This is a genomic window from Streptococcus oralis (genome assembly GCF_001578945.1).
GTDB classification, from domain to species: domain Bacteria; phylum Bacillota; class Bacilli; order Lactobacillales; family Streptococcaceae; genus Streptococcus; species Streptococcus oralis_Q.
Map to the genome: position 1 here is coordinate 272,301 of NZ_KQ969550.1, position 26,416 is coordinate 298,716.

Sequence of the window (26,416 nt, forward strand, 5' to 3'; positions counted from 1 at the left end):
AAGTATTGCCAACCGACAACCATCTCTCCTCCATCACCAAAATAGTAGGTTTTACCGTCTATTTTATGCCAATAGATCGCTTTGTGGTCATCTTTTATATAGTATTTTCTATTATCCTTATCAACAAACTGTCCACCCGTGGTATCTGCAAATACTGTATTTGTAGCTAGCAAACCAAAGAAAAATGCTGTTAGTGCAACTTGCATCATTTTTTTCAAAAATTTCATTTTAGTATCCTCCGTAACTGATTGTAGCAAAGACCTGACTGTATGTCAATGTGTAAAAATTTCTCAAAAAAAGCAGTTACACAACTGCAACTGCTTTTCTATTCTTGCATGGTGTAACCAACACCACGCACTGTTTTAATGTAGCTTTTTTGACCTTTTACATCAAGCTTGCTACGTAGATAACGGATATAAACATCCACGATATTGGTTTCTGTCGCACTTTCGTACTTCCAAACGCTTTCCAACAACTGCTCACGAGTCAAGACCTTCTTGCTTCTCATGAGAGTGGCCAAAAGGTCATACTCACGGCGCGTCAGAGCAATCATCTCCTCGCCACGATAAACGGTATGATGTTCTACATCCATACGCAGATTGCGGTAAGATGTTGGAACCTTCATCTGACTACAGTGTTGGTCGATAAAGTCCCGCCCTCGGAAAATCGCTGAAATACGAGCCACCAGCTGATCAATAATCACTGGCTTATAGATGTAAGAAACGGCGAAGCGCTGGATTGTCTCAATCTGGTCTTGCAATTCTTCGCGATGGTCCAAGACCATGATGACTGAGGCTGGTTTTGTCCGACTCAGCCTCTCTGCAAAATCCTGGGCCGTCATATCCCCCAGACGAGCATTCAGTAAAATCAAGTCATAATCTGTCTGGAGAGCCATGGAGAGGGCTTTTTGCCCCTCCTCGACCAGATCAACACGGTATTGCTCTTTTTGGAGTTCCAGACTGAGAAAATGAGCGAGATTGCGTTCTTTCTCAAGTAATAAAATCCGTTTCCCCATGGCAGACCTACTTATTTTTCGTCATACCAAGAGTAGTGGAAGGTTCCTTCTTTGTCTTTACGTTGGTAAGTGTGGGCACCAAAGTAGTCACGTTGCGCTTGGATCAAGTTAGCTGGAAGGTCTGCTGAACGATAGCTATCAAAGTAAGTAATAGCTGCTGAGAAGGTTGGTACTGGTACACCAGCTTGAACCGCAAGAGCTACGATATCACGCACTGCTTGTTGGTATTTAGCAGTAACATCCAAGAAGTATTCATCCAAGAGAAGGTTGGCAAGGTCTGCATCACGGTTGTAGGCATCTGTGATCTTTTGCAAGAAACGAGAACGGATGATACAGCCATCACGCCAGATAGAGGCGATGTCTGCAAATGGCAAGTTCCAGTTGTTTTCTTTAGAAGCCACACGCAATTGAGCAAAACCTTGTGCGTAAGAAATGATTTTTGAGAAGTAAAGGGCTTGACGAATCTTTTCAATCAACTCAGCCTTGTCACCTTCAAATTTGAAGGCAGCTGGTTTTGGAAGCACCTTGCTAGCATGTACACGTTCTTCTTTGTATGTAGAGATGTAGCGAGCAAATACTGACTCAGTGATGAGTGACAATGGCACACCAAGGTCAAGAGCTGATTGGCTAGTCCATTTACCAGTTCCCTTGTTCCCTGCAGCATCGAGGATATAGTCTACGATTGGCCCATCTTGACCTTCATCGTCTTTACGGCTCAAGATATCAGCTGTGATTTCGATCAAGTAGCTATCAAGCTCGCCTTTGTTCCACTCAGTAAAGATTTCGGCCATATCTTCTGCAGAAAGGCCTAGCAAGTGTTGCATCAAGTCATAGCTTTCTGCGATTAATTGCATATCACCATACTCGATACCGTTGTGGACCATTTTCACATAGTGACCAGCTCCATCAGGACCAATGTAAGTCACACATGGTTTGCCATCTTCTGGTGCTTTAGCTGAGATTTCTTCGAGAACATCAGCAACCAATTCGTAAGCTTCTTTTTGTCCACCAGGCATGATAGAAGGACCTTCAAGGGCACCTTTTTCACCACCAGAAACCCCAGTACCGATAAAGTTGATACCTGAGTTTGCCAATTCTTCATTACGACGGATGGTATCTTTGTAGAAAGTGTTTCCTCCGTCAATCAAGATATCACCCTTGTCAAGGTGTGGAAGAAGGGCTTGGATAGTAGCATCTGTACCAGGTCCAGCTTGAACCATGAGCATGATACGACGAGGTTTTTCGATAGATTGAACGAAAGACTCTACATCATAGCTTGGCACAAAGTTCTTTTCTGGATGGCAAGCAATCACGTCTTCTGTTTTTTCTTTACTACGGTTGTAAATGGCAACTGTATAGCCACGAGATTCGATATTTAGGGCAAGGTTACGACCCATTACGGCCATACCTACAACACCAAAGTTAGCTTTTGTCATGTGACACTCCTCTTATTTAATTTGTTTTATTTTATCATTTTTACCTATGAAAGGAAAGAATTTTGTAACGGAGTCCTAGTAGTCCAAGTCATCTGCATGACCAGAACCATTTCCTACAAAGTATCCAGTCTTACAGTTGAGGGTGAAGAGATAGGTTCCATCTGGTTTATAGAGGTTGTAATAACCATTTCCGTTTACGATATTGACACGTTCTAGGATATATTGGTTGCCAGTGATATAGCCACGAGCACGTGATATTGCTAGGACTTGTTCCAATACACCATCCGCAAACGTCCAAGCAGGGTTGTTGCTATCATCTACAGCTGTTTGGTTGTAGGGTACACGACTAGCACTTCTTTGAAGATTGACACCATCGCTAGACAAACCTCCACTTTCTGGTCTGCTGGCAGGTGCTGAACTTGATGAAGCAGACGAACTGCTCGTACTGCTATCAGTCGTTGTACTTGAACTTTCCTGACTACTGCTACTTGAACTTGAACTAGAGGCGCTTGTTTGTTGGCTCTTACCAAGGCTAATGGCCTTATCTAACAGTTTATCTAGCTCTGTATTTCCTGTTTTGATTTCTGTAAATTTAGCATCTGCCTTGACCTTTGCATTGGTATCCAAGACACCGTCAGTAATTGCTGGAGTTTCAAACTGATTATTTACTTCTTGCACAGCCTTGATTTGAGTTTCTAAACTATCATACTTAGATTTTGCAAGGGTATACTCTCGACTGCCTTCGAGTTTATCTAGTTGAACCTTGAGTTGGTTCAACTTGTCAAACTGACTATTTTTCAAGGCTGTTTTATTAGCATCCGTATAAAAAGCATCGTAGAGGGCATTAAACTCTTGTAGGGCTACTTGTGTTTCCTGACTACTAGAAGATGATTGATAAGACTGGATAGCTTGGTTGGAGCGAGTTACTTGACGATAGATATAGTAACTACCTGCCAAGACAAGGGCTGCTGCCAAGGCTGAACCGATAACAAACACACGCTTCTTTTTAGAATTAGAAGTTGTTTCTGATTCTGCCTGAGCTGAACGTGAAAGTAGAGCCGTCTCTTCCTCTTCTTTCTCATCAGCAACCTCTGCTGGCGTTTGCTTTTCCAACACAAACGGTTCCAAGTCTTGATTTTCTTCTCCCAAAGGAGGCAAAATCACATCCGAGCTTGTAGTTTCCACTGAGTCTGACACCGTTTCTTCTGAAACTGTCTCGAGCCCCTCTATGATTGGCGCCGACTCTCCAGTGATTTCTGGAACTTCCTGTGTCAATTCTTCTTGAGCCTGCGCTTCCTGCAGTTCTTCTTTTTTAAATTGACGTGTTTCAAACTTATCTGCTTCGATTTCCTCGCGGTGTTGTTTGATATATTTGTCCAATATACTGTCTTCAGGCAATACTCCAGCTTCTACCTCTTCATTCTTACGAATCACTTGACCAACTGTCAAATCTTTCGCCTCGTCAAAATCAAATTGGACTTCTTGATGCTCTTTTTTATGACGATTGTGTCTTTTTTTACTCATCTGTCTTCCTTTCTACTTTACCTCTTGGCGCTTCACACGCTGACCAAAGTATTGATACAAATCCACTTTTAAGGTTCCGTTATAAAGTTTGCGCTTTTTATCCGCTGGACTTCCGTACTTACTTTCAAAAGCTTCGTCACTGGTCAGGATAAATTTACTCCAGGTTTCCAGTGGAGCAAAAATCTGTCCCATTTCCGCATAGAGTTTCGTCACTCCTGCATCATCAGACAAACGTTCGCCGTAGGGTGGATTGGAAATGATAACGCCATTGATTTTGTCTGTGCGCAAGTCCTGTACCCGCATTTGTTTAAAGGTGATATCACCCGCGACGCCTGCCGCTTGGGCATTTTCCTTGGCAATTTCCACCATACGTGCATCGATATCACAGCCCATGATATCCAGTTCTATCTCACGATTGATTTTCTTAGCAGCATCGGTACGAACCTCTTGGATTAACCGATCGCTGATCCAATTCCATTCCTCAAAAGCAAAAGTTCGGCGAAGGCCTGGTGCCATCTTTCTAGCAATCATAGCCGCCTCGATACAGAAAGTTCCTGAACCACAGGTTGGATCAATCAAGGGCTTGTCTGAATACCAGTTAGAGAGTTGTAAAATGGCCGCTGCCATATTTTCCTTGATCGGCGCTCCACCTTTTTCCGTACGATAACCACGTTTAAAAAGGCTAGAACCTGTCGTGTCAATCATAACAGTTGCCACATCTTTCAGGATAGATACCTCGATCTTAAACTCAGGACCATTTTCCATCAAGGGAACCCCCTCAGGACGGGCATAGTATTTTTGTAATTTCTTCACAACAGCTTTCTTAGAAATAGCCTGAACACTGGGCTCGTTATGAAGTTTTGACTTAACACATTTAGCCTTTGAAATCGGAAAACGCGCCCCAAGCGGGAGATAGCTTTCCCAATCCAAAGCAAAAACGCCTTGAAAGAGTTCTTCAAAAGTCTTAGCCGGAAAACTTCCGACTACAATCTTGATGCGATCCGCTGCGCGAAGCCAAAGATTGGTCTCAATGATTGCCTTCACATCTCCTTTGAAACGAACACGGCCGTTTTCAACCTGACAATCATAGCCAAGTTCTCGCACCTCACGTCCAACGACAGCTTCAAGCCCCGCCGCAGCAGTTGCGATTAAATTAAATTGTTCTTTCATTTCTAGTCTTGCAAGACCTTTCTCTTGTTCACTTTAAAAAATGAGGTTGAGAAAAAGTTCTCAGCCCCAACCTATATGCAATTTTCTATAAGCCATGTTTTGTTCCAGAAGTGACTAGGACCACTTCCTTCGATAATCATCTGTCTACCACTAACAGCATATAGCTGCTAGCAGTCAGAGTACTACGTTCGTTTCCGTGCACTCCATGCCCCGACCGAAATTTGGGTTGCTAGCTTGAGGGGTTTACCGCGTTCCACTCTCTCCGTTTCCAGAAAGACTCCGTCACTGTGGCACTTTCAGACTTACTCTGGCATATCCTAGGACTTAGCCATTTCTTCCGCCGTAACGATCACTCGTCCCTAGGCTTATGGATTCGCCTAGCACAAACACTACAGGCATCACAGCCTGTGCTAGCATGGACTTTCCTCATGAGAAGATGAGAAGCCTCGCTTCTCACGCGATTATCCAAAAATTGCATCTAATAGACGCCTGATTATAACTCAGAATTGTCTATGATTTGCTTACCGAATACTTCTTTTTCAAGTCGATTTAAGCGTTTCAAAATATCGAAGTTTGTCATTGGAGTAGAACTTGTTACCTCAATAGGATTTTGTTGAGCAGAATTTGCCTGTGACTTGTTAGACAATTCCTCCTTCAAATTAGCAATCTCTTGGCGAAGAGATTTGACCAAAGCTGCGTAAGTCTCATAATCCTTGATCACATCATCTAGGAATTCGTCTACCTCCGACTTGCTATATCCACGAACTTCACGTCCAAACTCTTGTTCAAAAATATCTTTTGCCGAAAAAATAATACTTGCCATTTCTCTCTCCATTCTTGATTGCTATTCTTATTATATAAAAAAAGACAAACAAAAATCAAGGTCAAAGCCTCATTTTTCGGAAAAATTTTCCACTATTTCATTCAGAACCTCAAATGTTAATCTTTTTGTAACATAGCCTTCTTGATTTTTCATCATTTGGTAAAAATATCGTAACTTAGTTTCATTTTCTTCGTCATAAAAAAGATAGCAAATATCTGTGTTCTCCAGTAAAAATTTCTGATAATCACGTAGTTGCCCCTTGTGCTCATATTGTGGATAGGCATATTTGACAAAGTCAACCTGCTTAAACTCACTAAGTTTGATTTGATTGGCTTCATTCCAGTTACTACCATGGGTTTCAAAGGCAAAAATTGTTGCCAACTGAAAGCCATAGTCTGCTTGCATGTCTTTTGCCACTTGAAGCACCCAGTACTCAAAGCCCAGAGTTCCTGTAAAGACAAGCCATATCACTCCGTCCTCAGCTAGACGTTCCAGGTCTCTCCGAATGGCTGTCTTGATAATATCAACGCGAATATCCTTGTCATTAAAGAGACCAAGGTCAAAGGCTGAATAGCCTAAAATCAAGGCTGTTGTCATTTTTAACCCTTTCTTTGTAAATTTATGATATAATAGAGTGATGTTATTGTACCAATAAGGAGAATTATGGTCAACTATCCACATAAACTTTCATCACAGAAGAGACAAGCTCCCCTGTCACAGACTAAAAATTTCGCAAACCGGGGAATGTCTTTTGAAAAGATGATCAACGCTACGAACGACTATTACTTGTCGCATGGGCTGGCTGTTATCCACAAGAAACCGACTCCCATCCAAATCGTACGTGTCGATTATCCCCAACGAAGTCGAGCCAAGATCGTTGAAGCCTACTTTAGACAGGCCTCAACGACTGACTATTCAGGGGTTTATGATGGATACTACATCGACTTTGAAGCAAAGGAAACCAGGCAAAAACATGCGATTCCGATGAAGAATTTTCATCTCCATCAGATCCAACATATGGAACAAGTCCTTGCCCAGCAAGGAATCTGCTTTGTACTCCTTCACTTTTCTTCTCAGCAAGAAACCTACTTATTATCGGCTATTGACCTCATCCGTTTCTATCATCAAGATAGGGGACAAAAGTCAATGCCACTTGGATATATTCGAGAGCATGGATATCGGATTGAGCCGAGTGCCTTTCCACAAATACCCTACCTCGACATTGTCAAAGAACATTTACTAGGTGGTAAAATAAGATGAACAAACAAACTTTCCTGCGAATAGCTAAGTATATCAGTATCTGCCTCTTAACTGTATTTATCGCAGCTATTATGCTAGGCGGTAGCCTCTTTCTTTACTATGTTAGTAAGGCTCCAGCCCTATCCGAAAGCAAACTAGTCGCTACAACGTCTAGTAAGATTTATGATAGCAACGACGAACTCATCGCTGATCTTGGATCAGAACGTCGGGTCAATGCGCAAGCAAATGAAATTCCAACAGAGTTGGTTAATGCGATTGTTTCGATTGAAGACCATCGTTTCTTTAATCACCGTGGTATAGATACCATTCGTATCCTAGGTGCTTCCTTACGAAATCTTCGAGGCGGAGGTGGCCTTCAGGGCGGCTCTACCTTGACACAGCAGTTGATTAAGCTGACCTATTTTTCTACGTCAACCTCCGATCAGACCCTTTCTCGCAAGGCACAGGAAGCCTGGTTAGCCTTTCAGCTAGAACAAAAAACGACCAAACAGGAGATCCTAACTTACTACATCAACAAAGTCTACATGTCAAACGGTAACTACGGAATGCAGACAGCCGCTCAAAATTACTATAGCAAAGACCTCAAAGATTTAAGTTTGCCTCAGTTGGCCCTCCTAGCCGGAATGCCACAAGCTCCAAACCAGTACGACCCCTACTCTCATCCAGAAGCGGCACAAGAACGCCGAGATCTGGTTCTCTCTGAGATGAAGGGACAAGGCTACATTACAGCTGAGCAATACGAAAAAGCTATTAACACTCCGATTACAGACGGACTTCAAAGTCTAAAATCTGCTAATAGCTACCCTCTGTACATGGACAATTACCTCAAAGAAGTGATTGACCAAGTCGAACAGGAAACGGGCTACAACCTTTTGACAACGGGAATGGAAGTTTACACTAATGTTAACCCCAAGATTCAACAACGTCTCTGGGATATCTACAATACCGACGAATACGTTAGCTATCCAGATGATGAACTACAAGTAGCTTCTACCATCGTTGATGTCACAAACGGAAAGGTAATTGCCCAGCTAGGTGCACGCCATCAATCTAGCAATGTTTCCTTTGGCATGAACCAAGCTGTTGAAACAAACCGTGACTGGGGTTCAACCATGAAACCAATCACAGATTACGCGCCAGCCTTAGAGTATGATGTCTACGACTCAACCGCTTCTATTGTTCATGACGTACCATATAACTATCCCGGAACCAACACCCCTGTCTACAACTGGGATAAGAGTTACTTTGGAAACATCACGTTACAGTATGCCCTTCAACAGTCACGAAACGTCCCAGCCGTTGAAACTTTGAATAAGGTTGGACTAGATCGTGCTAAGACCTTCCTAAATGGCCTCGGAATCGATTATCCAAGCATGGTTTATGCTAATGCTATCTCAAGTAACACAGTCGAGTCTCATAAGCAATACGGAGCAAGTAGTGAAAAAATGGCTGCGGCCTATGCTGCCTTTGCCAATGGCGGAATTTACCATAAGCCAATGTATATCAACAAAATTATCTTTAGTGACGGTAGTTCGAAAGAATTTTCTGACTCGGGTACGCGCGCTATGAAAGAAACTACTGCCTACATGATGACGGAGATGATGAAAACAGTTCTAACCTACGGAACTGGTCGTGGAGCCTACCTTTCATGGCTACCACAAGCAGGAAAGACTGGTACATCAAACTATACAGATGATGAAATCGAGAAATACATCAAAAACTCTGGTTATGTAGCTCCAGACGAAATGTTTGTCGGTTATACGCGTAAATACTCAATGGCTGTTTGGACTGGCTATTCTAACCGCCTCACTCCTATCGTTGGGGATGGTTTCTATGTCGCAGCAAAGGTCTACCGTTCGATGATGACCTACCTCTCAACAGATGATCACCCAGGGGATTGGACCATGCCTGAAGGCCTTTACAGAAGCGGAGAATTTGTCTTTAAGAATGGGGCACGTACCACTTGGACAGCTCCATCTACTCAACAAAGTTCCACATCTGAAAGTTCTAGCTCAACATCTGAGAGTTCGATTTCTCAGTCAAGCTCAACTACTCCAACTTCAAATAATAGTTCAAACAATAACAACAACAATAATACCCAGCAATCAGATACAACTTCTGATCAACAAAATCCTCAACCAGTACAGCCATAACATTTATCACCCAGAATAATCTGGGTGATTTTTCAATGCAGTATCATATTTATGTGTTTAGCAAAAGCCTGAAAAGATGTCTTCTCAGGCTTTTGCTGTACTATAAACCTCATTGGGAAAGATAGGAAACGGATTTCGTAATCTTGTTAAGAGGTTTTACTAAATACTAGTCTTTCTTTGTTTTTGCTACAAAGAGAGCAGATAGGGCTAGGCTAACACCTGCTAGGAAGAGGGCTGTGTCAGATTGGCTCTCACCTGTTGCTGGCAAGCTTTGTTCAGCTGTTTCTGGTCTAGCACTTTCTTGTTTATAATCTGGAGTTTTACCCTGATCAGAAGCTAAAGAGCTAAGTTTAAACTCAGGTTTTTCAACTGTCGGAGCTGGTTGGTCACCTACTGTTGAGATTGGGCCTGTGTACTCTGGTACTTCATGCACTGCTGCTTCAGCTGCATTGACACCACCTGTGAATTCAGGAATCTCCAGAACTGGTGGTTGCTCTTCACCCTTGCTTGATTGAACCGATTCTTCTGTTAATTCTTGATAAAAGCTAGCCAATTCATAAAACTCAGCCTTGCCACCTTCCCAGACTAATTTGACATCTAGAAGAGTGCCGCCATTTCGGATAGCGAAGGTTTGGAGACTTGATGTAATGGCACCGAGGTCTTGCCAGCTGTCTTGCCCATCCTTAAGTGTTCTCGCAAGAACACGTGCTTGCGCTCCTTCAGGAAGACTGGAAACGAGACGAAGGTGGTTAGCTTTGGTTGGTTCAGACAAATGATACACCAATTCGCCCTTGTCTTTTTCAGACTTGTAGCTGGTCAAGACTTTGCCGTCTACAAGATTATTATAAAGGTTGCCTTGGCTTTCTCCACTACTTCCTTCTACTGTTGGATCATTGATTGGTTTGACAAACTCACCATCGTTGATGACCAATTCTGTAAAGCCTACAAAACGGGCATCATAGTCTGCCGTATAGAGTACACGGAGATAGTTAGCTTTGACTGGTGTCGTCAATTCACCTTCGATGTAGCGATTTCCTGGCATCTTAGAATCATGTGTCCAACCATCTGTCAATGAATCATCGTGTGTGCTATTGGCCACACCATCTCCTACTGTAACGACATCTGTCCAAGTTTTACCGTCTTGGCTGACTTGGATCTTACCATCACGAAGGTAGTTTTGAGTTCCGTCTTGGATGTAGGCTCTAATCTTCTTGATGGTACGTTCGCTACCAAGTTTCAAGGTTACATGGCCATCTTTATGGGCATAGTCTGAAAACTCAACGAAGTTGTTGTAAACACCGTCAAACAATTGATCTAGGTTGTTCAGCTTACGAACATCATTGCTTCCGTATGTTGGATGAATGCCCATAGTTGTAGATTCTAGTTTGGTTGGTTGCACTTCTTTGGTTGTCACAAGGAGAGAGGTGGCTGTCACAGCTTGTTCCTGATCTGTTTTATTGACCAGACGAACATAACGTACCAAGTGGGTTGCGACAGCTCTGTCTGTCAACTGGCTAGCTGGCGTCCATTCTTGCGCATTTGCAGAGTATTCTAGGCTAAGAGCAGGGTTGGCCTGACCTTTGAGCTGGATGCTCTTGATTTGATGGATACGGTCAAGCTTCATTCCTAGGTAGCTATGAGCAGGGAGTTTGGTTCCAGCTGGAATTTGAAGCTCGTAACTGCCCAAGCTATCCACTACTGGCGTTTCCTTCAAGGATTCCACGTTGGTGTCTGTTAACTCACTATTTCCAGAGCGTGTCTCAACAGAGAAGTCTTGGATACGCCACCAGAGGTCAAGAGCCTTGGTATTGCGGACTCGGATGTAACGAGCATTGATAGCTCTGGTCACTTCCTTAGTTTGTTCTCCTGATAGGCGATCCAACTCTTGCCATGAAGTTCCATCTGTAGAGTACTCAAGTACACCTGCAGCAAGCTTATCACCCGTTCCTTGGCGGAGTCGTACTTTAGTGACTGACTTGACTTCACCGAGGTCAAGTTGTGCCCAGGCATCTACTGGAGTCGTATTGCTACCGTCAGCATTTGCCATCATGGCTTCTGTATTGTCCTTGCCATCAGTGATTTGACGGGCTGAGGTATTTAGTTTGTAAACTAAGTTTGAGCTTAGACTGACTGTCGTTGCTTGTTGGCTACGAGCTTTTTCAACTGGCCGGTTGACTGCAATTTCCTGAACTGCAAACCAAGTGTTCTCGCGGTCTGCTGTCGCAATCATGCGAACTGCCTTGGCCTTGATAGTAAGATTTTCAAACTTAAGAATGGACTCATTTCCGATATAGCTTGGTTCTTTCAAGGTTACCCAGTTATCATTTTCATCTAGATACTGCACTTCTGCCTTACTAAAAGTATCATTTGGATTAGCCTGAGTTCCCATAGCAAAGGTCAATGTTTGAATCGCTACTGGTTTGTTGAACTTCATACCAATATAATCACCTGTCTTGATGCTATTTGGTGATTTAATAATCGCATGAGTTGCCAAATCGCCATCCGTTACTTCTGCTAAACCACCTTCTACACCTGTTCGATTGGTAATAAAGGTACTGATGATTTGGTCTGGATGCAAGATTTTTTGAACTTCAGACGCTAGAACTTCTTTCAAGGATAGGATAAATGGACGAATATGTTGAACACCCAATTCAGCTTTTTCCATATGGTCTACATAATGGAAGGTGTGAGTTTGAGACTGTTCGTACAATTTCAAACCTTTATAGTAGCTATCCCAAAGTTTGGCTGCATCGTTTGTAGCCATGGCTTCAGTTCCTGTAAGGAAGGCATCTAGGGCATTCATTTGGTCGATTGCATTATCCAACCAATAGTGGATTTGGGCAACCATTTTTTTATCGCCTGATGCTTTATAGAGTTCGGCTGCTTCTTTAATCTTGGCAAATTCTGCACGCAAGGCTGTACGTTCAGCAGTCACATCCTGACCAGCTTTGAGCTTGGTCATGAAGTCTGTTAATTTTGGAGCCAAGTCTACAGATTCTTCTAGTTTGACGACACGATTATCCATGTTTTGGTTGATCATGTGCTTACCAAGTTCACGGAAGGCTTCTGATACCTTACTATCTTCAAAATGACCATTTTCTACAAAATTGAAGGCAATATCATTGATTTTCTTAGCTTCTTCTTCTGATTTCCACTGTTTCCATGAGTATTGAGCTCCTGCAAAGAGGGCAATCTTAGATGGTTCAGACTGTTGCATTGGGTTCAACATGATACCAGATAGCAAGCTTGGATCTACATTTGGATGAAGGAATTTCTCACCACCACCTAGAATCAAGTGTTGTTTAGAGTTATCTGTTACTGGCCAGTTAATCCAAAGTGAAACTGGGCGATAGGCCTTGCCACCTGCGGATAGATTGTTCTTGAGAGTTGAAAGGAAGCTTTCAGAGACTTCACCCCAAATCTTACCACCCGTCAAGGTCATGGATGTTGAACTTGGGAGATTTTCATTGAGGGATTTCAACTCATCCTCACGTCCATTACCCCAATACTGGCCAGGAACAAAGATCATTTCTTTGCGAAGACCGCTGTAAGTTCCCTGCATTTCAGTCAACCACTTGGTCATATCTTGCATCAAGCGGTTGTAACTATTGTAGCCACCGACTGGGCTTGGAGCATCATCTGCTAGGATACCAAATTCGCGGACACCCACTTTCATCAACTGGGTAAATTTGGCCTTGATGGTTGCCAAATCTTCTTGGTAATGCGCTTCATTGCCAAAGCGGATACGGTTGTTCATGAATGGATGGATAGTCCAGACATAGCGGGTTTTACTTTGATTTCCGACACGAGCAAGTTCACGGATTTCAGCTAGTTTTTCTTCTGGATAGAGTTCACGCCATTTCTTGTTGTGGTATGGATCATCTTTTGGTGCAAAGAAGTATTGGTTCAATTTCAAATCGCCACCATAACGCATGAGTTCTGCACGATCGGCATTAGACCATGGATTTCCATAGTAACCTTCGATGAAACCACGGTTCTTGAGTTCTGCGTAATCTTCTACTGTCACATTGCGAAGAACTGGTACTTGGCTTTCCTTGAGCATGTGTTTCAAGGTTGTCAAACCATAGAAAACTGCATCAGTGTCTTTTCCGACGATGGAAATCGAATTATCCTTGATGCTCAAGACATAGGCGTCAATCTTGTCAAAGAGACCTGCTGAAACATTGGACAAGTTTTGTTCTGCTTGTGAGTCTTGTCCATGCACTCCAAGATAGATATTGGTTGCGCCAGCGATTGCTGCCTTACCAGTTGTATAAGATACTTGATTATCCTGCAAGACACTCTTCAAGCGATTGCGAGTATAGATATCGAGTTGATCGCCCATAACCAGATTGACTTGCTTACGAAGAGCTGTGACACCTTCTCCATAAGTCACTTTTTGTGGAGTTGGGAAGACCTTGTACTCTTTCTTGAGATAGTCTGCGCTCTTGCTGGCTGCTGCAACGCTGTCTTCGCTAGCTGGTTTACTTGCAGTGAATTGATCTGCCAATTCAACTGTTCCATCACCGGTTTGGTCTACTTTTGGTTTTTCAGGTGTAGTTGGTTTTTCTGGTTGACTTGGTGCAGGCGTTTCTTGCTCTTCTTTGACAGGTTTCAATAGATGAACTTCAGCTGCACTTGCAAAGCCACCAACGCCTTCCAATACTTTCAACTCAATCTTATTGGAATCTACCGCCACAAAGTTGACTGTTTTTTCCTGAGCGTTGTTGTCCCAGTTTCCTTCTGAAACCTTAACCATTTGACCATCTTTTTGTGCGTAGATTTCGTAGCGCGTCACGACACCATTTCCACCACCTGGACGTGGGAGATAAGTCAAGCCATTGACTTTTTCAGCTTCTTTCAAGGTCATAGTAAGGGTGTATGGCGCAGTGTCACCAGTCCATTTAGTATGCCAGAAGGTATTTGGATCATTGTCAAAGGCCTTTTCAACAGCGCCTTCAGTAGCGTTTCCTGGCAATTCTTGGCTACTTGCAGTAGCAGTAATCTTATCATTTGAAATCAAACGAGGATTTACAAATGGTTTGTCTGACAACTCTGCACTATGCAAGATTCCTTTGAAGCCACCGATGCTTTCAAGCGGCAATACCAAGCTATTGTGGGCAAAGCGAGGGTGGGCTGGATTTGCGATACGTTCAATCTTTTCACCATCCACATAGACTTCAGTTGACTGTGGTTTGGTCACGATGGAGATTTGATACCGTTTGTTCTTTTCAAGTTTTTTATTGAATTGGATATGGAACTGTTCAAATTGATAAGCGAGGTAGCCATCTTTATCAGCTAGATAGATACGGTTGTCCCCACTTGTTGAGAAGGTTTGTTCCCCGTCTCCAGTGACAGTTACATCAAACTTCAAGACGTGACTTGGACCAACATCACCAGCCAAGCCTTCGATACTGCTATCTTTCTCAAAAGCCAATCCTTGCTCGCTTGTCTTCACCTTCTTGCTTGCATAGTTCTTCACTGTTTCAGGATTGATGGTAAACAAGTCGCTTTGATCAATCTCTTTATCAGGATTTGACTGTGGCGCATAAGGACTCGTTGGCAGGGTGCGTTCTGCAAAGGTCGCAGCTGCACGGTCAGATCCCCAAGTGCGCTCTGCAGTGGTTTGCATGCTCTTGAAGAAGCGTTTAAAGATATCATAAGAGGTCAAACCTGTCTCATGAAGGTCAATATTGTCATTCCAAACTGCGTGACCACCACCAAGGATACTTGGATGAGAAGCTGGTAGAAGTGGACCTCCACCTGTTCTAAAATCATTCGGTGTCCAGCTATTGTACTGACGTTCGTAGTTAGCATAGTCCCCGTAAGCTGCTTGACTATTGCTTCCACTTGGCACACTATAGGTCGGCACATCTGTGATGTTGATAATCTTAGCTCCCTGAGCAATGGCTTCATTTGGTCGTTGCCATCCGATGCTCCAGATATCAACTTCTACTCCGTTCCAATCAACAGGGGTGTTCCCTCGTTTCGCACTGAGTGAGCCCCAGATACGAGGGGTATAGCCTTTTCCTTTAATATATTTGATAAGGTCATTGACATAGCGACGATAACTTTCTCTGCTGCCATAGTATTCATCCGTTCCGATATGAACAGTGGATACCCCATGAAGTGGTGCATCTGGACCATCGAGGAGTTTGTCATAGACGGATTTGACAAAAGCCAGCGTTTCATCGTATTTTTTATCTAGGTCCAGCATAGCTACGCGCTCGACATTGTGCTTGCCTGCATAATCGCTCAAACTACCTTGATACATGAGGTCTGGACGGACTTTGACAAATGATAGAGCGTGACCTGGTGTGTCAATTTCTGGTACTAGGTTGATATGCAATTCTTTGGCAAGTTTAATCAGATTTTGCATTTCTTCCTTGGTATAATGCTCATCTGATGTAAGTTTTTGACCATTCTTACCGACAATGTCTGTTTCCACCCGGAAACCTGTCTTGGCATGTTCAAGAACATACTTGAGTTCTTCTTCTGGTGTTAAGCTCTTACCTGCCAAGTGTTCCTTAAGGAAGATATAGTTATCATTAAGGTGCAACTGCAAGTCGTTCATCTTGTAGTAAGCCATGTTGAGCATGATGTCTACAAGAGTGTCATAAGGGATAAATTTACGACCTGTATCTAGCATAAAGCCACGGTGGCTGAAACTTGGGAAATCGCGAATTTCACCATTTTGTAGGTCTGTTTCTCCCATTTGAAGAAGGGTACGAGTGGCGTAGAAGGCTCCTGTGTTTGTGGCAGCTTCGATGGTAATCACATCATCTTGGATAGTGATACCGTACCCTTCTTTACCATAACCCTTGTTTTCAACTTTTTTAAATTCGATTCGTTTTTGAGCTTGCTTGTCACCCGTTGCTAGTTCCAATCCACGGCTGGCAAGGTCTGACTGGTAGAAAGTTGCAGCCTGATCAAAGCCCGAATCTCCTGTCGCAAGGACTGTATCTGAAGTGATAGAAGATTGGCCTTCTTTCCCATACCATTGTTGAACAGCTGGTGCTACTTTTGGCTTCACACCCACACCTTCGTCCTGATGTAGCCCCTTGATGACTACTTCAAACTCTTTTGTAAAGGTATGACTGTCTCTGATTTGTTGGACCATGACCTTGACACGTTGATCTGTCAGAGGTTTATGGATGTGATTTTGAAGGTCAATTACACCTTGTTTATTGCTTCCGATGAGACTGACTTTTCCTGGTAAAGTTGGTAAGACAAGAGACTGTCCGTCTTCTGCTACTGTTAGTTCGGTTACTTGGCGGATATCCGTTACCTTACTATGGTCCGGAACGTTTGAATAAGCTCGAATTTCTTGGATACCAACGTTTCTCCAGTTCATTGTACCAGCTTGGTAGTCATTGATCTCTAATTTGAGGTACTTAGCTTGAATACTTTCAGCTAGGTCAACTTTCTCATCTAAAACAGGTTCTCCAGTCTTGGTATGAGCGAGTTTCCATTGTTTTTCTCCATTAGCCCCCACATCTTCTTGACCTGCGTAATAGAGACTCCAAGATTTGATATTGGGATCATTTTGCCCATTACGAAGACGACGATCCCAGTCAATTTCTACATGCTTGATGAGGGTAGTTTTTGGAAGAGTTAATTCAAAAGTTGGTTTTGGTACATCTTTGTCCGTAGCCCAACGAGTATTGTCATCTCCATCGATAGCCTTATCTGCAGTAAAGTTGGTCCCAGTCTCATGGTTGCTCGCCTGAGCAGTAGCACCCTCTAAGTGATTGATATCTGGACGTTCTTCTACTTCTTGATTAGTTGGTTTAATAGCAGGAGTATTTGTTTCTGCTGATTGCACTTCTTCCTTAGGAATTTCAGCTGTTTTTGGAACTGAAGGAGTCGTTGTTGATGTTGTTTCTCCTGTCTCTTCAGGTTTTGTTCCTTCTTCGGTTGCCTGGCTCCCCTCTTGATTTCCTTCTGTTGCAGCTTCTGCATCCGCCTTTTCAAGCGCAGCGGCTAAATCATCTGGTAACTTATCCAGAGCTTGAACATGAGTGATACTTCCCTCTGTCTCTGAAGGCGCTGCTGTTTCTGCTGCCTGAACCATATTGACTCCAAAGATACTAGCACCAATCATAACTGAGGCTACACCAATTGCAAATTTGCGGATACTATAATGGCAGCGTTTCTCAAAAAAGTGTTTGTCCATATTCTCCTATTTCCTTTCATCCGATTACGCTGGTAAGCGTTATCATTTCTCCTTTTAAAAAGGAGAGAACCAAGAGATCCTCTCCAGGCGTTTGATTCATTTTCCGACTCTGACTCCCATAGAAGTCCAAGTCACTTATCCAAACAATGTAGTTGTGGAATAAATAAATATCTATTCTTTTTTACTGTTAATAGCAAAGAGGGCGGCTGACAATGCTAGGCTGATTCCTGCTAGAAAGAGGGCTGTATCAGACTGGTCTTCTCCTGTTTCTGGGAGTGTCTTTTTGCTTTCTTCATTTTTCAGAGTATCTTTGATTTCTGATGTATTTGTATCAGCTAGTGGAGCTGGTGTCAACTTATACTCTGGTTTCTCAACAGTTGGTGCTGGTTCATCACCTGCTGTACCTAGTGGGCCTGTGTACTCTGGTTTTTCATGCACAGCTGGCTCAACTCCATTGGCTCCTCCCTTGAACTCAGGGACTTCATGTACAGCTGCTTCTGCTGCATTGACTCCTCCCTTGAACTCAGGGACATCAAGAACTGGTGGTTGTTCTTCACCCTTGCTACTTGTTGGAGCGTCTGGTTTCGTAGCAGAATCTTTTAATTGGTTGAGATAGTCTGCAAAGTAGGCAACCATTCTTTCCGTCAAGAGATGGTTATCTGTCGCATATTTCATGCTTGCCTGAACTCCAGTCACTTCCTCTTGATTATCTTTGTCTGTTAATTTCTGCGCCTTAGCTAAAGCTGCTTCATAACCAGACATGTCAAGCGGTGTTTCTGCTACCTGTGGACGGGTAAAGATGAGTTCCGCCGCAGATTGGTATTTATCGCCACCATCTCCGTAAGTCTTGGTACCCGTAAGGACAATTTTCTTAGCCTTGATTGTCTTACCAAAATCAATGTCTTTTGGCCTGTTGTTATCTGGCCAATCTGTCACGGTGAAGGTATGTTCTTTACCAGACTCATCTGTGACAACAAGTTTTACATCACGCAAGTTACCATTTGAACCTGATCCACGTGGAACATAACGAAGTCCTGTGATTTCAGTTGGTTCTTTCAAGACCATGGTTGCAGGCTTGCCTACATCTCCTCCATTCCAAGATGTATGCCATAGACTAGACACATTACCATCAAAGGCATTCTCTAGGCCTTCACCTGGTTGAGCTGGCGCATCCAAACTTTCAAAGTCTTCTGCTACCAAGGCTGTCTTCTTCTGAACCAAAGCATTCTTCAAGGCTTCAATCTTGGCAATCTCCGCACGCGCTTCTTCCACGCTAATATCATCATCTGCCTGACTGAGGTTAAAGACCGCCTCTTTCAAAGCATCCATAGACTCTTTCGTATAGTTAGTCATGGCAACTGTTGGCAAGTAGTTCTTCAGAGCATTTTCTGTCAACATCTTACCTGTTAGGGTAATTTCCTCGATATGAAGATTGTCCATCATGAAGTCATTGTAACCACGGAAGTTGGCATTTCCACCAGCATCTCCACGAGTATTGCTTGCGTTTCCAGTTGAGTAGATACCTACCCAAGTATCGCCTGTTTCTGCACCTGTCACGAGGAAGGTTGCCTTCTTGGCTTTCTTAGAATCCGTCCAAGTATTTGGCAATTCATGCATTTCCAAGTTGCTGGCTTGAGTACCACGACGACCTGACTGGAATTCTCCCTTGCCGATTACAAAGGCATAGGTATTGTCAGAGCCTGCTTCGTATTCAAAGGTTACACGGTAAGTCTTACCTGCTTCAAAGCGGAAGTTTTGCGGAATAGTTTGGTAAACCAAGTTACGACGGCTCACTAGTCCATTTGTCTTCAATGACCAATTTCCTTCGATAACATCATCGACTTTCTTACCGTTCCAACCACGCTGTGTATATGGATCGTGTTTTTCAGACAAGTGAGTGCGGTTGTCTTCGACACCTTCGACACCACCTACTACAAATGGGAAGATACCTTGAGCTACATTTTCAAAGTCTTGTTTAAATGTTCCTTTACCTGTATCATGCTTGTCTCCGTACATGCTTGAATTGTTTTCAAAGGTACGAATTTCATCAAAGTATGTTGCTTCATCACCAGCTTCACGACTCAATGTCAGAGTAACATTTGATACGTCCGATCCAGTTGTAAAGAAGGCGTACATATTTTGGAAGTAACTTGTATCATCAACTGTAGCATTTTCTCGACGATTGTTATGAGCATATGCTTTGATATAGTTGAGAGCGAGTGACTTATTGGTATAAGTAGTCACTTCTTTCTCGCCAGTATTCACTGTGATACTTGCCTTAGCATTACTACGGTTATCGACACCCACATAAACCGCATACTTGGTATTTGGTTTCAAGCCAGTCAGTTTCTGAGTAAGGCTGACCTTGCTCTTATTGCCTTGGATACGAAGCATTTCATTTGCGCCTTGTGATTTGACAATTTCTGCCTTAGAAGCATCACCAGAAATGGTCCAGTGTTTCAAGGTTCCACTGTTAAATCCTTGGTCATAGATGTGCATGCCTTCGCTCCATGACATTTCAGGATTGGTTTGTTTTGAACGGTAGAGAACATATGGTTGATTTGCTAGAAGGTCTAGGGTAATCTTGCCATCTTTTACAGTTAGTTCTTGCTCTTCTGTCTTACCTTGGTCAGTTAGCTTGTAAAGGTAAACCTTGCTATTTGCCCAATCGCTCGGAAGTGTCCAAGTTGTTGCACCGGCCTGCGTATTGAAGTAGTACATTTTTTCCTTATCAGTAGGAAGTTTCTTACCATTTGCATCCCAGTTCCAAGGAGTCAAGTAAGCTGAACCATCTTGGATGACACGTCCGTTGAGCGTTACTGTACGTTCACGGTATTGTGGGCTATTGACATCATTTGACTTACGAGTCACAACCACTTTGTTACCTGCAGCATCGACTAGCTCAACCTTCATTTCTGGAGTCCATTTATAGGTGCTACCATTATCAGACATGGTAACTGGTGTACCATTTTCCCATTTACTTACAGTGAAGTGTTGGAAGTACTTAGTCATGACATCATGAGCAAATAAGTTGGTTACATAGCCATTGTAGTCGCTTCTTCCTTGCCAACCTTCAAAGTCTTTCATGCTGTAGCCACCTAGAAGTGGGTAGTTGGCTGCACCACCGTAACTTCTGTAATCCCCAACCCAAGAATCTTTTTGGTGGTTGCGGATAAAGCGTGTGATGGCGCTGTTGATACCTTTATTAGTGTAGCCACCATAGGTCAAGTCAGCTGCCCAGTGTTGGAAGGTAGAGTCGTATTCACCACCATGGCCCCACTCGATCGCAAAGCGCCAGCCTTGTTTGTTGATTTCTTTTGCAAGAACGTGGGTAGCCCAGGCACCGTTATCACCCGATTGGCCATTGCCCCAAACGTCCACATAGATAAAGTCAAGACCATCACCAAGTTTTTTCTTCAAGTCTTCCCAGCGAGCCAAGCGTCCATGTGCTAGGTCATAAGCCGCATCAATGTTGATACCTTGGTCTAACCAGTTCCAACCATAGCTGTAGCTTCCATCTGGATTCTTACGAAGAATATTTTCGTTAAAGTATTTCGACTCAGGATAGGTTTCAGAAGCGTTAACGTGGATACCTAGATGAGCTCCATATTTCTTCGCTTTTTCGATCAAGGTCTTGAAGTCTTCGACACCACCAATACGTTTACCAATATCAGCATAGTTCAAGTGACCAGAGTCGTGACCTTCACTACCATATCCTTTAAGGAGAACACCCTGCCCAAGACCATCTGTGTGGAGATTGATTTTCTTGATACCATCCAAGGTCATAAGGAATGGGTTTTGTGCTTGAGAACCAAAGTTCATCGCGATACGATAAGCAGTGATATCCTTAACTTTTTCCCAACCTTGAGGGTTGTTCATAATGCTACGATAAGCAATGGCACCATCTTGCCAGTCCACTTTATTATCCGCATTGGCGTCTTCGGTGATAACAACCTTGGCACTTGGAAGTTCCTTGGTGTATTCTGGGAAGACAATGCCCTTATAAGCTTTTTCCCATTGCCATTCAGAGCTATGAATTCCGACATAGTTGGCATTTCCAACTGTTCCTTTATAGGCTGTCAAACGAGTCCAGTCATTAGAGCCACCGCCGTAGCTGTTTTGAGAATTACTCCAAACACCTGCAGCAAGCTTATCTGTAGAAACAAATCCATACATGTAACCCTTAACCAAGTCTTTCATTGGATTGGTTACATCGATATGATCATCTCCGCTAACATGGGTATTGTTTGACATGGTTGCCCCGTCAAACTTGGCACCAGCTTGATCACTCGAAACAGAGACCAAAGCATTGCCAAGGAAACTAATAGAAGAAAGCAGTTTTCTTTCATCATCAATCTTTTGACCTGGAGTGACTTGATTGTGGTTGACAATCTTGGTCACATCAAAGTGCAATTGATTGTCCACAACTTGCAAGCGTACTGTCATTTCCGCATTGATAAGATTAGCATCATCGCGAAGCTTCATCACGTACTCTGCTGTTGTCTCATTGATTTTTTTGTAAGTAACTTCAGGTGTGATTTCGTGTTTGTTGATAAATACTTTATTGAATTGTTGAACTTGTCCTGGCAAGGTATGCCCGTTCAAACTGTATTCTTTAATACGTGGGAAGGCTTGGTCAATCACTGCTTTGAGGACCTTAGACTGGATCGTGTCATAAATCACCTTGCTATCATCAACTTCAGGACCTGTTTCTTTTTCAGCAGGAGTATCCTCTGTTTTTACCTCCTCTTGGTTATCCGTTTTAACGCTAACAACTGTTCGCTCATCGCCATAGGAGCCTGCCTTGAGAAGAATCTTCTTCTCATTTTTAAGATGATCATTGACCGCAGCTGGTAGAGTTACTGTATCAAAGAGCTTCACATCATTATTCGTTGCATTGAGTTGCCCATCTGACTTGAGGGTAATTGATAGGCGGTTGGTTGATCCTGTTTCAGGTGCAGCGACACGACTACCTCTATACCAAGTGCTAGTTGTTGGAGATTTATACTCCCAGAACCAGCCATCCTTGTCATAACCGACAAAAACATTATTATTGGTATCTTTAAATTTCAGGAAGACACCAAAGCGTGATTTGCCCTTTTCAGAATCTTCTTTGAAGGTTAAATCGACAGTCGCATTTCCATTGGCATCAACGGTCAAGCCCTTCTTTTCAAACAGGGCTGGTTTGCCTGCGTTATCATTTTGAGCAGTTGAGGATAGTTGGTTGTAGCGAACACCCTTTTCTTCACGAACAGTGACTGTGCCCTGTTGCTCTTTTTTCGCTACCGTTTGCCATTCAGCTATCACTTTCTCAGGTTTTTCAGATTTAGCAGCTGCAAGTTTATCCTCTTTTGGTTTGTCTTCGACTGGTTTTTCTTTCTCTTCCAAGTCTGCTGGTTTGACACTTGAAATTTCCTTCATGTGAGCTTGGATCCATTTCAATTGGGCAGGTGAGAAGAGAATGCCACCGCTACGTTGACCAACAACTCCATTTTGATGAACACCGACTAGTTTGCCTTCTGTATCAAAGATACCGCCACCACTAGCACCTGGATGACTACCTTGATAACCTATCCCTTTTACGCCCTCACCGTAGGATTCGACTAATTCAACAATTGTATTGAGGACTGGTGATAATTTTCCAGTTGGGTAGCCAAAGACATGCAATTTATCTCCAACCTTTTTCACTGCAGGTTTTTCAGTCACTTCTGCTGGAGCATTTTCCAGAACAGTTCGCAATCGAACAAGAGCCAAATCATTCTTGTATCCCTTCAGGAAACCTTCACGATCCCAGTGAATAATATCTTTTTTACTAAATTTAACATCTGGTAGTCCTGGATAGGAAATGCTATAGATATCCCCATCACCATTATCATTGTCAACGACCTTACGATTATTGCCATCTGGAACGTCTCTTATAAAGTTATGTGAAACAGTTAAAACCAGATTTTCGCCAATGACAATCCCACTACCTTCACCTGATGGTGTCTTGATTTTGACAGTTGCTCCGTAGTTTAATTCACCATTCTTGGTTTTAGCTACATCTTCTGGAACGAGATTCTCAGTATCTTTAGCTAATTGATCCTTGTCAACTTCTTTCCCTTTACCTTCAGCCTTGTCTAATTTGCCCTCTAAGCCTTCTGGAAATTTATCTGAACTAGCTGATTTTTCTTTTTCAAGTGCTAATAGTTCTTCTCCTGTCTTAAGTCCATCCGTAACTTCTGGAGACCCTTGGTCTTCTCCCGCCTTAGGCGCTTCAAAATCACGTCCATCATTCTCTTTTGCTGTTGCAAGAGCAGTAGCTAAATCCGCTGGTAAGTTCGCCGTGGAGCCAGACTGCACGCTATCTGCAAGAACTGTACTTGTCCCAAAGAATGCAGCTCCAATCATAACAGAAGCAACACCTAATGAAAATTTCCGAATACTATATTTACAACGTTTTTCAAATGATCTTTTATTCATAAACTCCTAAATCCTTTCATTTTCTAGTAAGCGTTTACATTTCCTTTTTAAAAAATACTCCTTCCTCTGAAAGTGCAATGCTTAACCCTAATAAATAAAAAATAATTATACTTTTAATATAACAAATAATAACTAAGAAAGCAATAGAAAACAAGTAAAATTAACAAAAATTTTCTCTATTCTGACAAAAAGAGGCTCCAAATTTAGAATCTTTCTTTACAAATGTAAAAAAAGGATTCAGCATTCAAGAGAAATACTAAATCCTTTCTTATATTCTGCAACAGTTATTTCACATGGTTTGCGAGATCTTCTTGAGCCTTTTTATTTGACTCTTCTTTTTCTTTCGTCCATTTTTCTTGAGCTTTTTGGTATTCTTCTGTTGTTACTGCCTTGTCTTGCACATCTAAATATTTATACAAGAGGGCTTCGCTCATACCCTTGTTACCTGAGTATGCAAACGGAAGAGTAAATGGCACCATCTTAGATAACATTGGACGTCCTGTTTGAGAAGTTGTTGGGATGAGCAAGGCGCTGTCTGTCAGCCAAGCTTGGGCAGCAGCATATTTCTCATAACGTTTTGAAACGTTAGAAACTTCTTCTCCTGCTTCAACAACCATTTTCTCGTAATCTTCTAAACCAACTTGCTTAGCTGCTGCGTTATTGGTCCCAGAATCAAATCCTAGGTAGGTCTTCGTGTTTTCTCCTACAGATGGCTTGATGATATCAAGATAGGTAGATGGATCCGCAAAGTCTGGAGACCAACCAACGTTATCTGAGATATCCCAGTCTTCACCAGCAGCAGTTTCGGCAAAGTAGGTAATATTTAGAACATCGTCTTTTTGAAGTTGTTGAATATCGACAACGATATTGTCTGTTCCTAAAGTAGCTTCGAGTGACTGTTTCAAGGATTGAACACGTTGAACTTTTGTTGTGTTTGTTTGGTCTACAGGCATATCCAAGTGAATAGGGAATTGCACCCCTTCTGCTTGAAGAGCTGTCTTAGCCTTGGCGAATTCTGCTTTGGCTTTTTCTGGATTGTAGAGACCATCTTGAGCATCATCCAAGTTCACGTTGCTCCACTCATCACCATAGGTCACCAACTTTTCTTTGACCAACTCACCAAAATTTTTCCCATCTGCTTGCACAAATGCTGGTGGGACAAACAAGTTACGAAGAAGTTTAGTTGCACCGCTTGCACCGTTTACTTGAGAAGCATAGGCAGTTCTATCAAAACCAAAAGCAAGAGCTTGACGGAAGTCTTTGTTTAAAAGAGCTTTCTTAGTTGATGTTTTTTGTTCATCAGCTGTCTTAGAAGTATATTGATAGGACTGACGGTCAATATTGATACCAACTAAAAAAGTTGCTGAGTCTTGTTGTGTATACACGATGTTGTCTTTAAAGTTTTTTTCAGTTTCTGGATAGCCAGCACTTGTTGGGAAGAGGCGCGCCATTGTGAAGCTACCATCTTTAAAGGCTTCAGTTGGTTTATTGGTATCCTGACCATCCCAGAATGACAATTTCACTTTGTCAATGTGAACATTGTCCTTATCCCAGTAGTTTGGATTTTTTTCAAATTCAACAGAAGATTTGGCGACGATCGACTTGAGCAAGAATGGTCCATTGTAAAGGATGCTACTCGGATCTGTCCCTTTGGCGAAATCATCCCCTTTAGAGTTCAAAAACTCTTCGTTAACTGGAGCCATTACACCCATCGTTGTCTTAGAGTTCCAGAAGCTCTCTGGTTTGTTCAATGTATACTGAACTGTTTGGTCATCAATAGCCTTAATTCCTACTTGTGAGAAATCTTTGGTTTCCCCTTTTACATATGCATCCAATCCTTTGATTGATCCTTGGACAAGGTAAAGACCATCTGATTTTTTATCAGCGGCATACTTAAGACCAGTTACAAAGTCTTGCGCTTTAACCGTTGCGTATTCTTCACCTTCAGAAGTATACCATTTTGCATCCTTACGGATGGTATAAGTGTAGGTCAATCCATCCTTGGATACAGACCAATCCTCAGCCATAGACGGCACAAAGTTACCGTAGCGGTCATTTTCTAGCAAGCCATCAACAACGTTACTGGTGATATTTGCTGTAGCTGCTTTATTAGTTGTCAAATAGTTTAGGTTATCAGGATCCGTCTCATAAATGTATGAGAATGTCTTCTCACCTTTAGTGCTCGAACCTGATCCAGAGCATGCAGCTAAAGTAGTCGCTGCCAATAATGTCACGCCCGCAAGGGCAAATAGTTTTGAACTTTTCATCATTTTCTCCTTTAAAACTTTCTCTCCATTATAGACTCTTTTCAAAAAGATGTCAACAGAATTTTCAGAATTTTTGTGTTAGTTTAGTATATTCTGAAAAATTTTACTAGTTATCCATACTCTTGAATTC

11 protein-coding genes, 1 other RNA gene and 1 pseudogene are annotated in these 26,416 nt (G+C 42.6%); 2 read left to right on the forward strand and 11 right to left on the reverse strand.

Translation table 11 applies throughout. The features are described from left to right. From SORDD16_RS01295 to SORDD16_RS01330, 8 genes and pseudogenes are all read right to left on the reverse strand, one after another. Positions 1-227, reverse strand: a pseudogene (locus SORDD16_RS01295) (N-acetylmuramoyl-L-alanine amidase family protein); the annotation flags it as partial. A 98-nt stretch (positions 228-325) separates the two neighbouring features. Beyond that, on the reverse strand, positions 326-1,015 hold the full coding sequence (locus SORDD16_RS01300) for a response regulator transcription factor (RefSeq protein WP_061452052.1): 690 nt from the start codon (positions 1,013-1,015) through the stop codon (positions 326-328). An 11-nt stretch (positions 1,016-1,026) separates the two neighbouring features. Then, entirely contained in the window at positions 1,027-2,451 is a 1,425-nt protein-coding gene (gndA, locus tag SORDD16_RS01305) for an NADP-dependent phosphogluconate dehydrogenase (RefSeq protein ID WP_061452053.1), read from the reverse strand. 75 nt (positions 2,452-2,526) lie between these two features. Further along, on the reverse strand, positions 2,527-3,975 hold the full coding sequence (gene mapZ, locus SORDD16_RS01310; protein ID WP_061452054.1) for a cell division site-positioning protein MapZ: 1,449 nt from the start codon (positions 3,973-3,975) through the stop codon (positions 2,527-2,529). A gap of 12 nt (positions 3,976-3,987) precedes the next feature. Next, positions 3,988-5,145, reverse strand: a complete 1,158-nt coding sequence (locus SORDD16_RS01315; RefSeq protein ID WP_061452055.1) for a THUMP domain-containing class I SAM-dependent RNA methyltransferase — start codon at positions 5,143-5,145, stop codon at positions 3,988-3,990. Between the two features lie 83 nt (positions 5,146-5,228). After that, positions 5,229-5,618: RNase P RNA component class B (rnpB, locus tag SORDD16_RS01320), an RNA gene on the reverse strand. 20 nt (positions 5,619-5,638) lie between these two features. Then, positions 5,639-5,968 (reverse strand): cell division regulator GpsB, encoded by a 330-nt coding sequence (gene gpsB, locus SORDD16_RS01325; RefSeq protein WP_061452056.1) that lies wholly within the window; start codon positions 5,966-5,968, stop codon positions 5,639-5,641. Between the two features lie 69 nt (positions 5,969-6,037). Next, positions 6,038-6,565 carry an SLOG family protein gene (locus SORDD16_RS01330; RefSeq protein ID WP_061452057.1) on the reverse strand — a complete coding sequence of 176 codons (528 nt, stop codon included), beginning with the start codon at positions 6,563-6,565 and terminating at the stop codon, positions 6,038-6,040. 66 nt (positions 6,566-6,631) lie between these two features. Here SORDD16_RS01330 and recU point away from each other — a divergent pair, with 66 nt between their 5' ends. Together recU and pbp1a are read left to right on the forward strand one after the other, a co-directional pair. Then, complete coding sequence (gene recU, locus SORDD16_RS01335) at positions 6,632-7,228, forward strand: Holliday junction resolvase RecU (protein ID WP_061452058.1); 597 nt, start codon at positions 6,632-6,634, stop codon at positions 7,226-7,228. Further along, complete coding sequence (gene pbp1a, locus SORDD16_RS01340) at positions 7,225-9,381, forward strand: penicillin-binding protein PBP1A (protein WP_061452059.1); 2,157 nt, start codon at positions 7,225-7,227, stop codon at positions 9,379-9,381. Before recU ends, pbp1a begins: the two co-directional genes overlap by 4 nt. Before the next feature lie 166 nt (positions 9,382-9,547). Here the strand turns inward: pbp1a and SORDD16_RS01345 are convergent, their stop codons facing one another. From SORDD16_RS01345 to SORDD16_RS01355, 3 genes are all read right to left on the reverse strand, one after another. Further along, positions 9,548-17,557, reverse strand: a complete 8,010-nt coding sequence (locus SORDD16_RS01345) for an SIALI-17 repeat-containing surface protein (protein WP_061452060.1) — start codon at positions 17,555-17,557, stop codon at positions 9,548-9,550. 171 nt (positions 17,558-17,728) lie between these two features. After that, a complete protein-coding gene (locus SORDD16_RS01350) occupies positions 17,729-24,019 on the reverse strand; it encodes a SpGH101 family endo-alpha-N-acetylgalactosaminidase (protein WP_081215100.1) in 6,291 nt (2,096 codons plus the stop codon). A gap of 284 nt (positions 24,020-24,303) precedes the next feature. Then, on the reverse strand, positions 24,304-26,286 hold the full coding sequence (locus SORDD16_RS01355; protein WP_061452061.1) for a peptide ABC transporter substrate-binding protein: 1,983 nt from the start codon (positions 26,284-26,286) through the stop codon (positions 24,304-24,306). Positions 26,287-26,416 lie beyond the last annotated feature (130 nt).

Excerpts from the sequence above, each read along its gene's own strand:
- SORDD16_RS01315 (WP_061452055.1), bottom strand. The coding sequence starts at position 5,145 with ATGAAAGAACAATTTAATTTAATCGCAACTGCTGCGGCGGGGCTTGAA.
- SORDD16_RS01330 (WP_061452057.1), bottom strand. The coding sequence starts at position 6,565 with ATGACAACAGCCTTGATTTTAGGCTATTCAGCCTTTGACCTTGGTCTC.
- SORDD16_RS01345 (WP_061452060.1), bottom strand. The coding sequence starts at position 17,557 with ATGGACAAACACTTTTTTGAGAAACGCTGCCATTATAGTATCCGCAAA.
- gndA (WP_061452053.1), bottom strand. The coding sequence starts at position 2,451 with ATGACAAAAGCTAACTTTGGTGTTGTAGGTATGGCCGTAATGGGTCGT.
- SORDD16_RS01300 (WP_061452052.1), bottom strand. The coding sequence starts at position 1,015 with ATGGGGAAACGGATTTTATTACTTGAGAAAGAACGCAATCTCGCTCAT.
- SORDD16_RS01350 (WP_081215100.1), bottom strand. The coding sequence starts at position 24,019 with ATGAATAAAAGATCATTTGAAAAACGTTGTAAATATAGTATTCGGAAA.
- pbp1a (WP_061452059.1), top strand. The coding sequence starts at position 7,225 with ATGAACAAACAAACTTTCCTGCGAATAGCTAAGTATATCAGTATCTGC.
- mapZ (WP_061452054.1), bottom strand. The coding sequence starts at position 3,975 with ATGAGTAAAAAAAGACACAATCGTCATAAAAAAGAGCATCAAGAAGTC.
- gpsB (WP_061452056.1), bottom strand. The coding sequence starts at position 5,968 with ATGGCAAGTATTATTTTTTCGGCAAAAGATATTTTTGAACAAGAGTTT.
- recU (WP_061452058.1), top strand. The coding sequence starts at position 6,632 with ATGGTCAACTATCCACATAAACTTTCATCACAGAAGAGACAAGCTCCC.
- SORDD16_RS01355 (WP_061452061.1), bottom strand. The coding sequence starts at position 26,286 with ATGAAAAGTTCAAAACTATTTGCCCTTGCGGGCGTGACATTATTGGCA.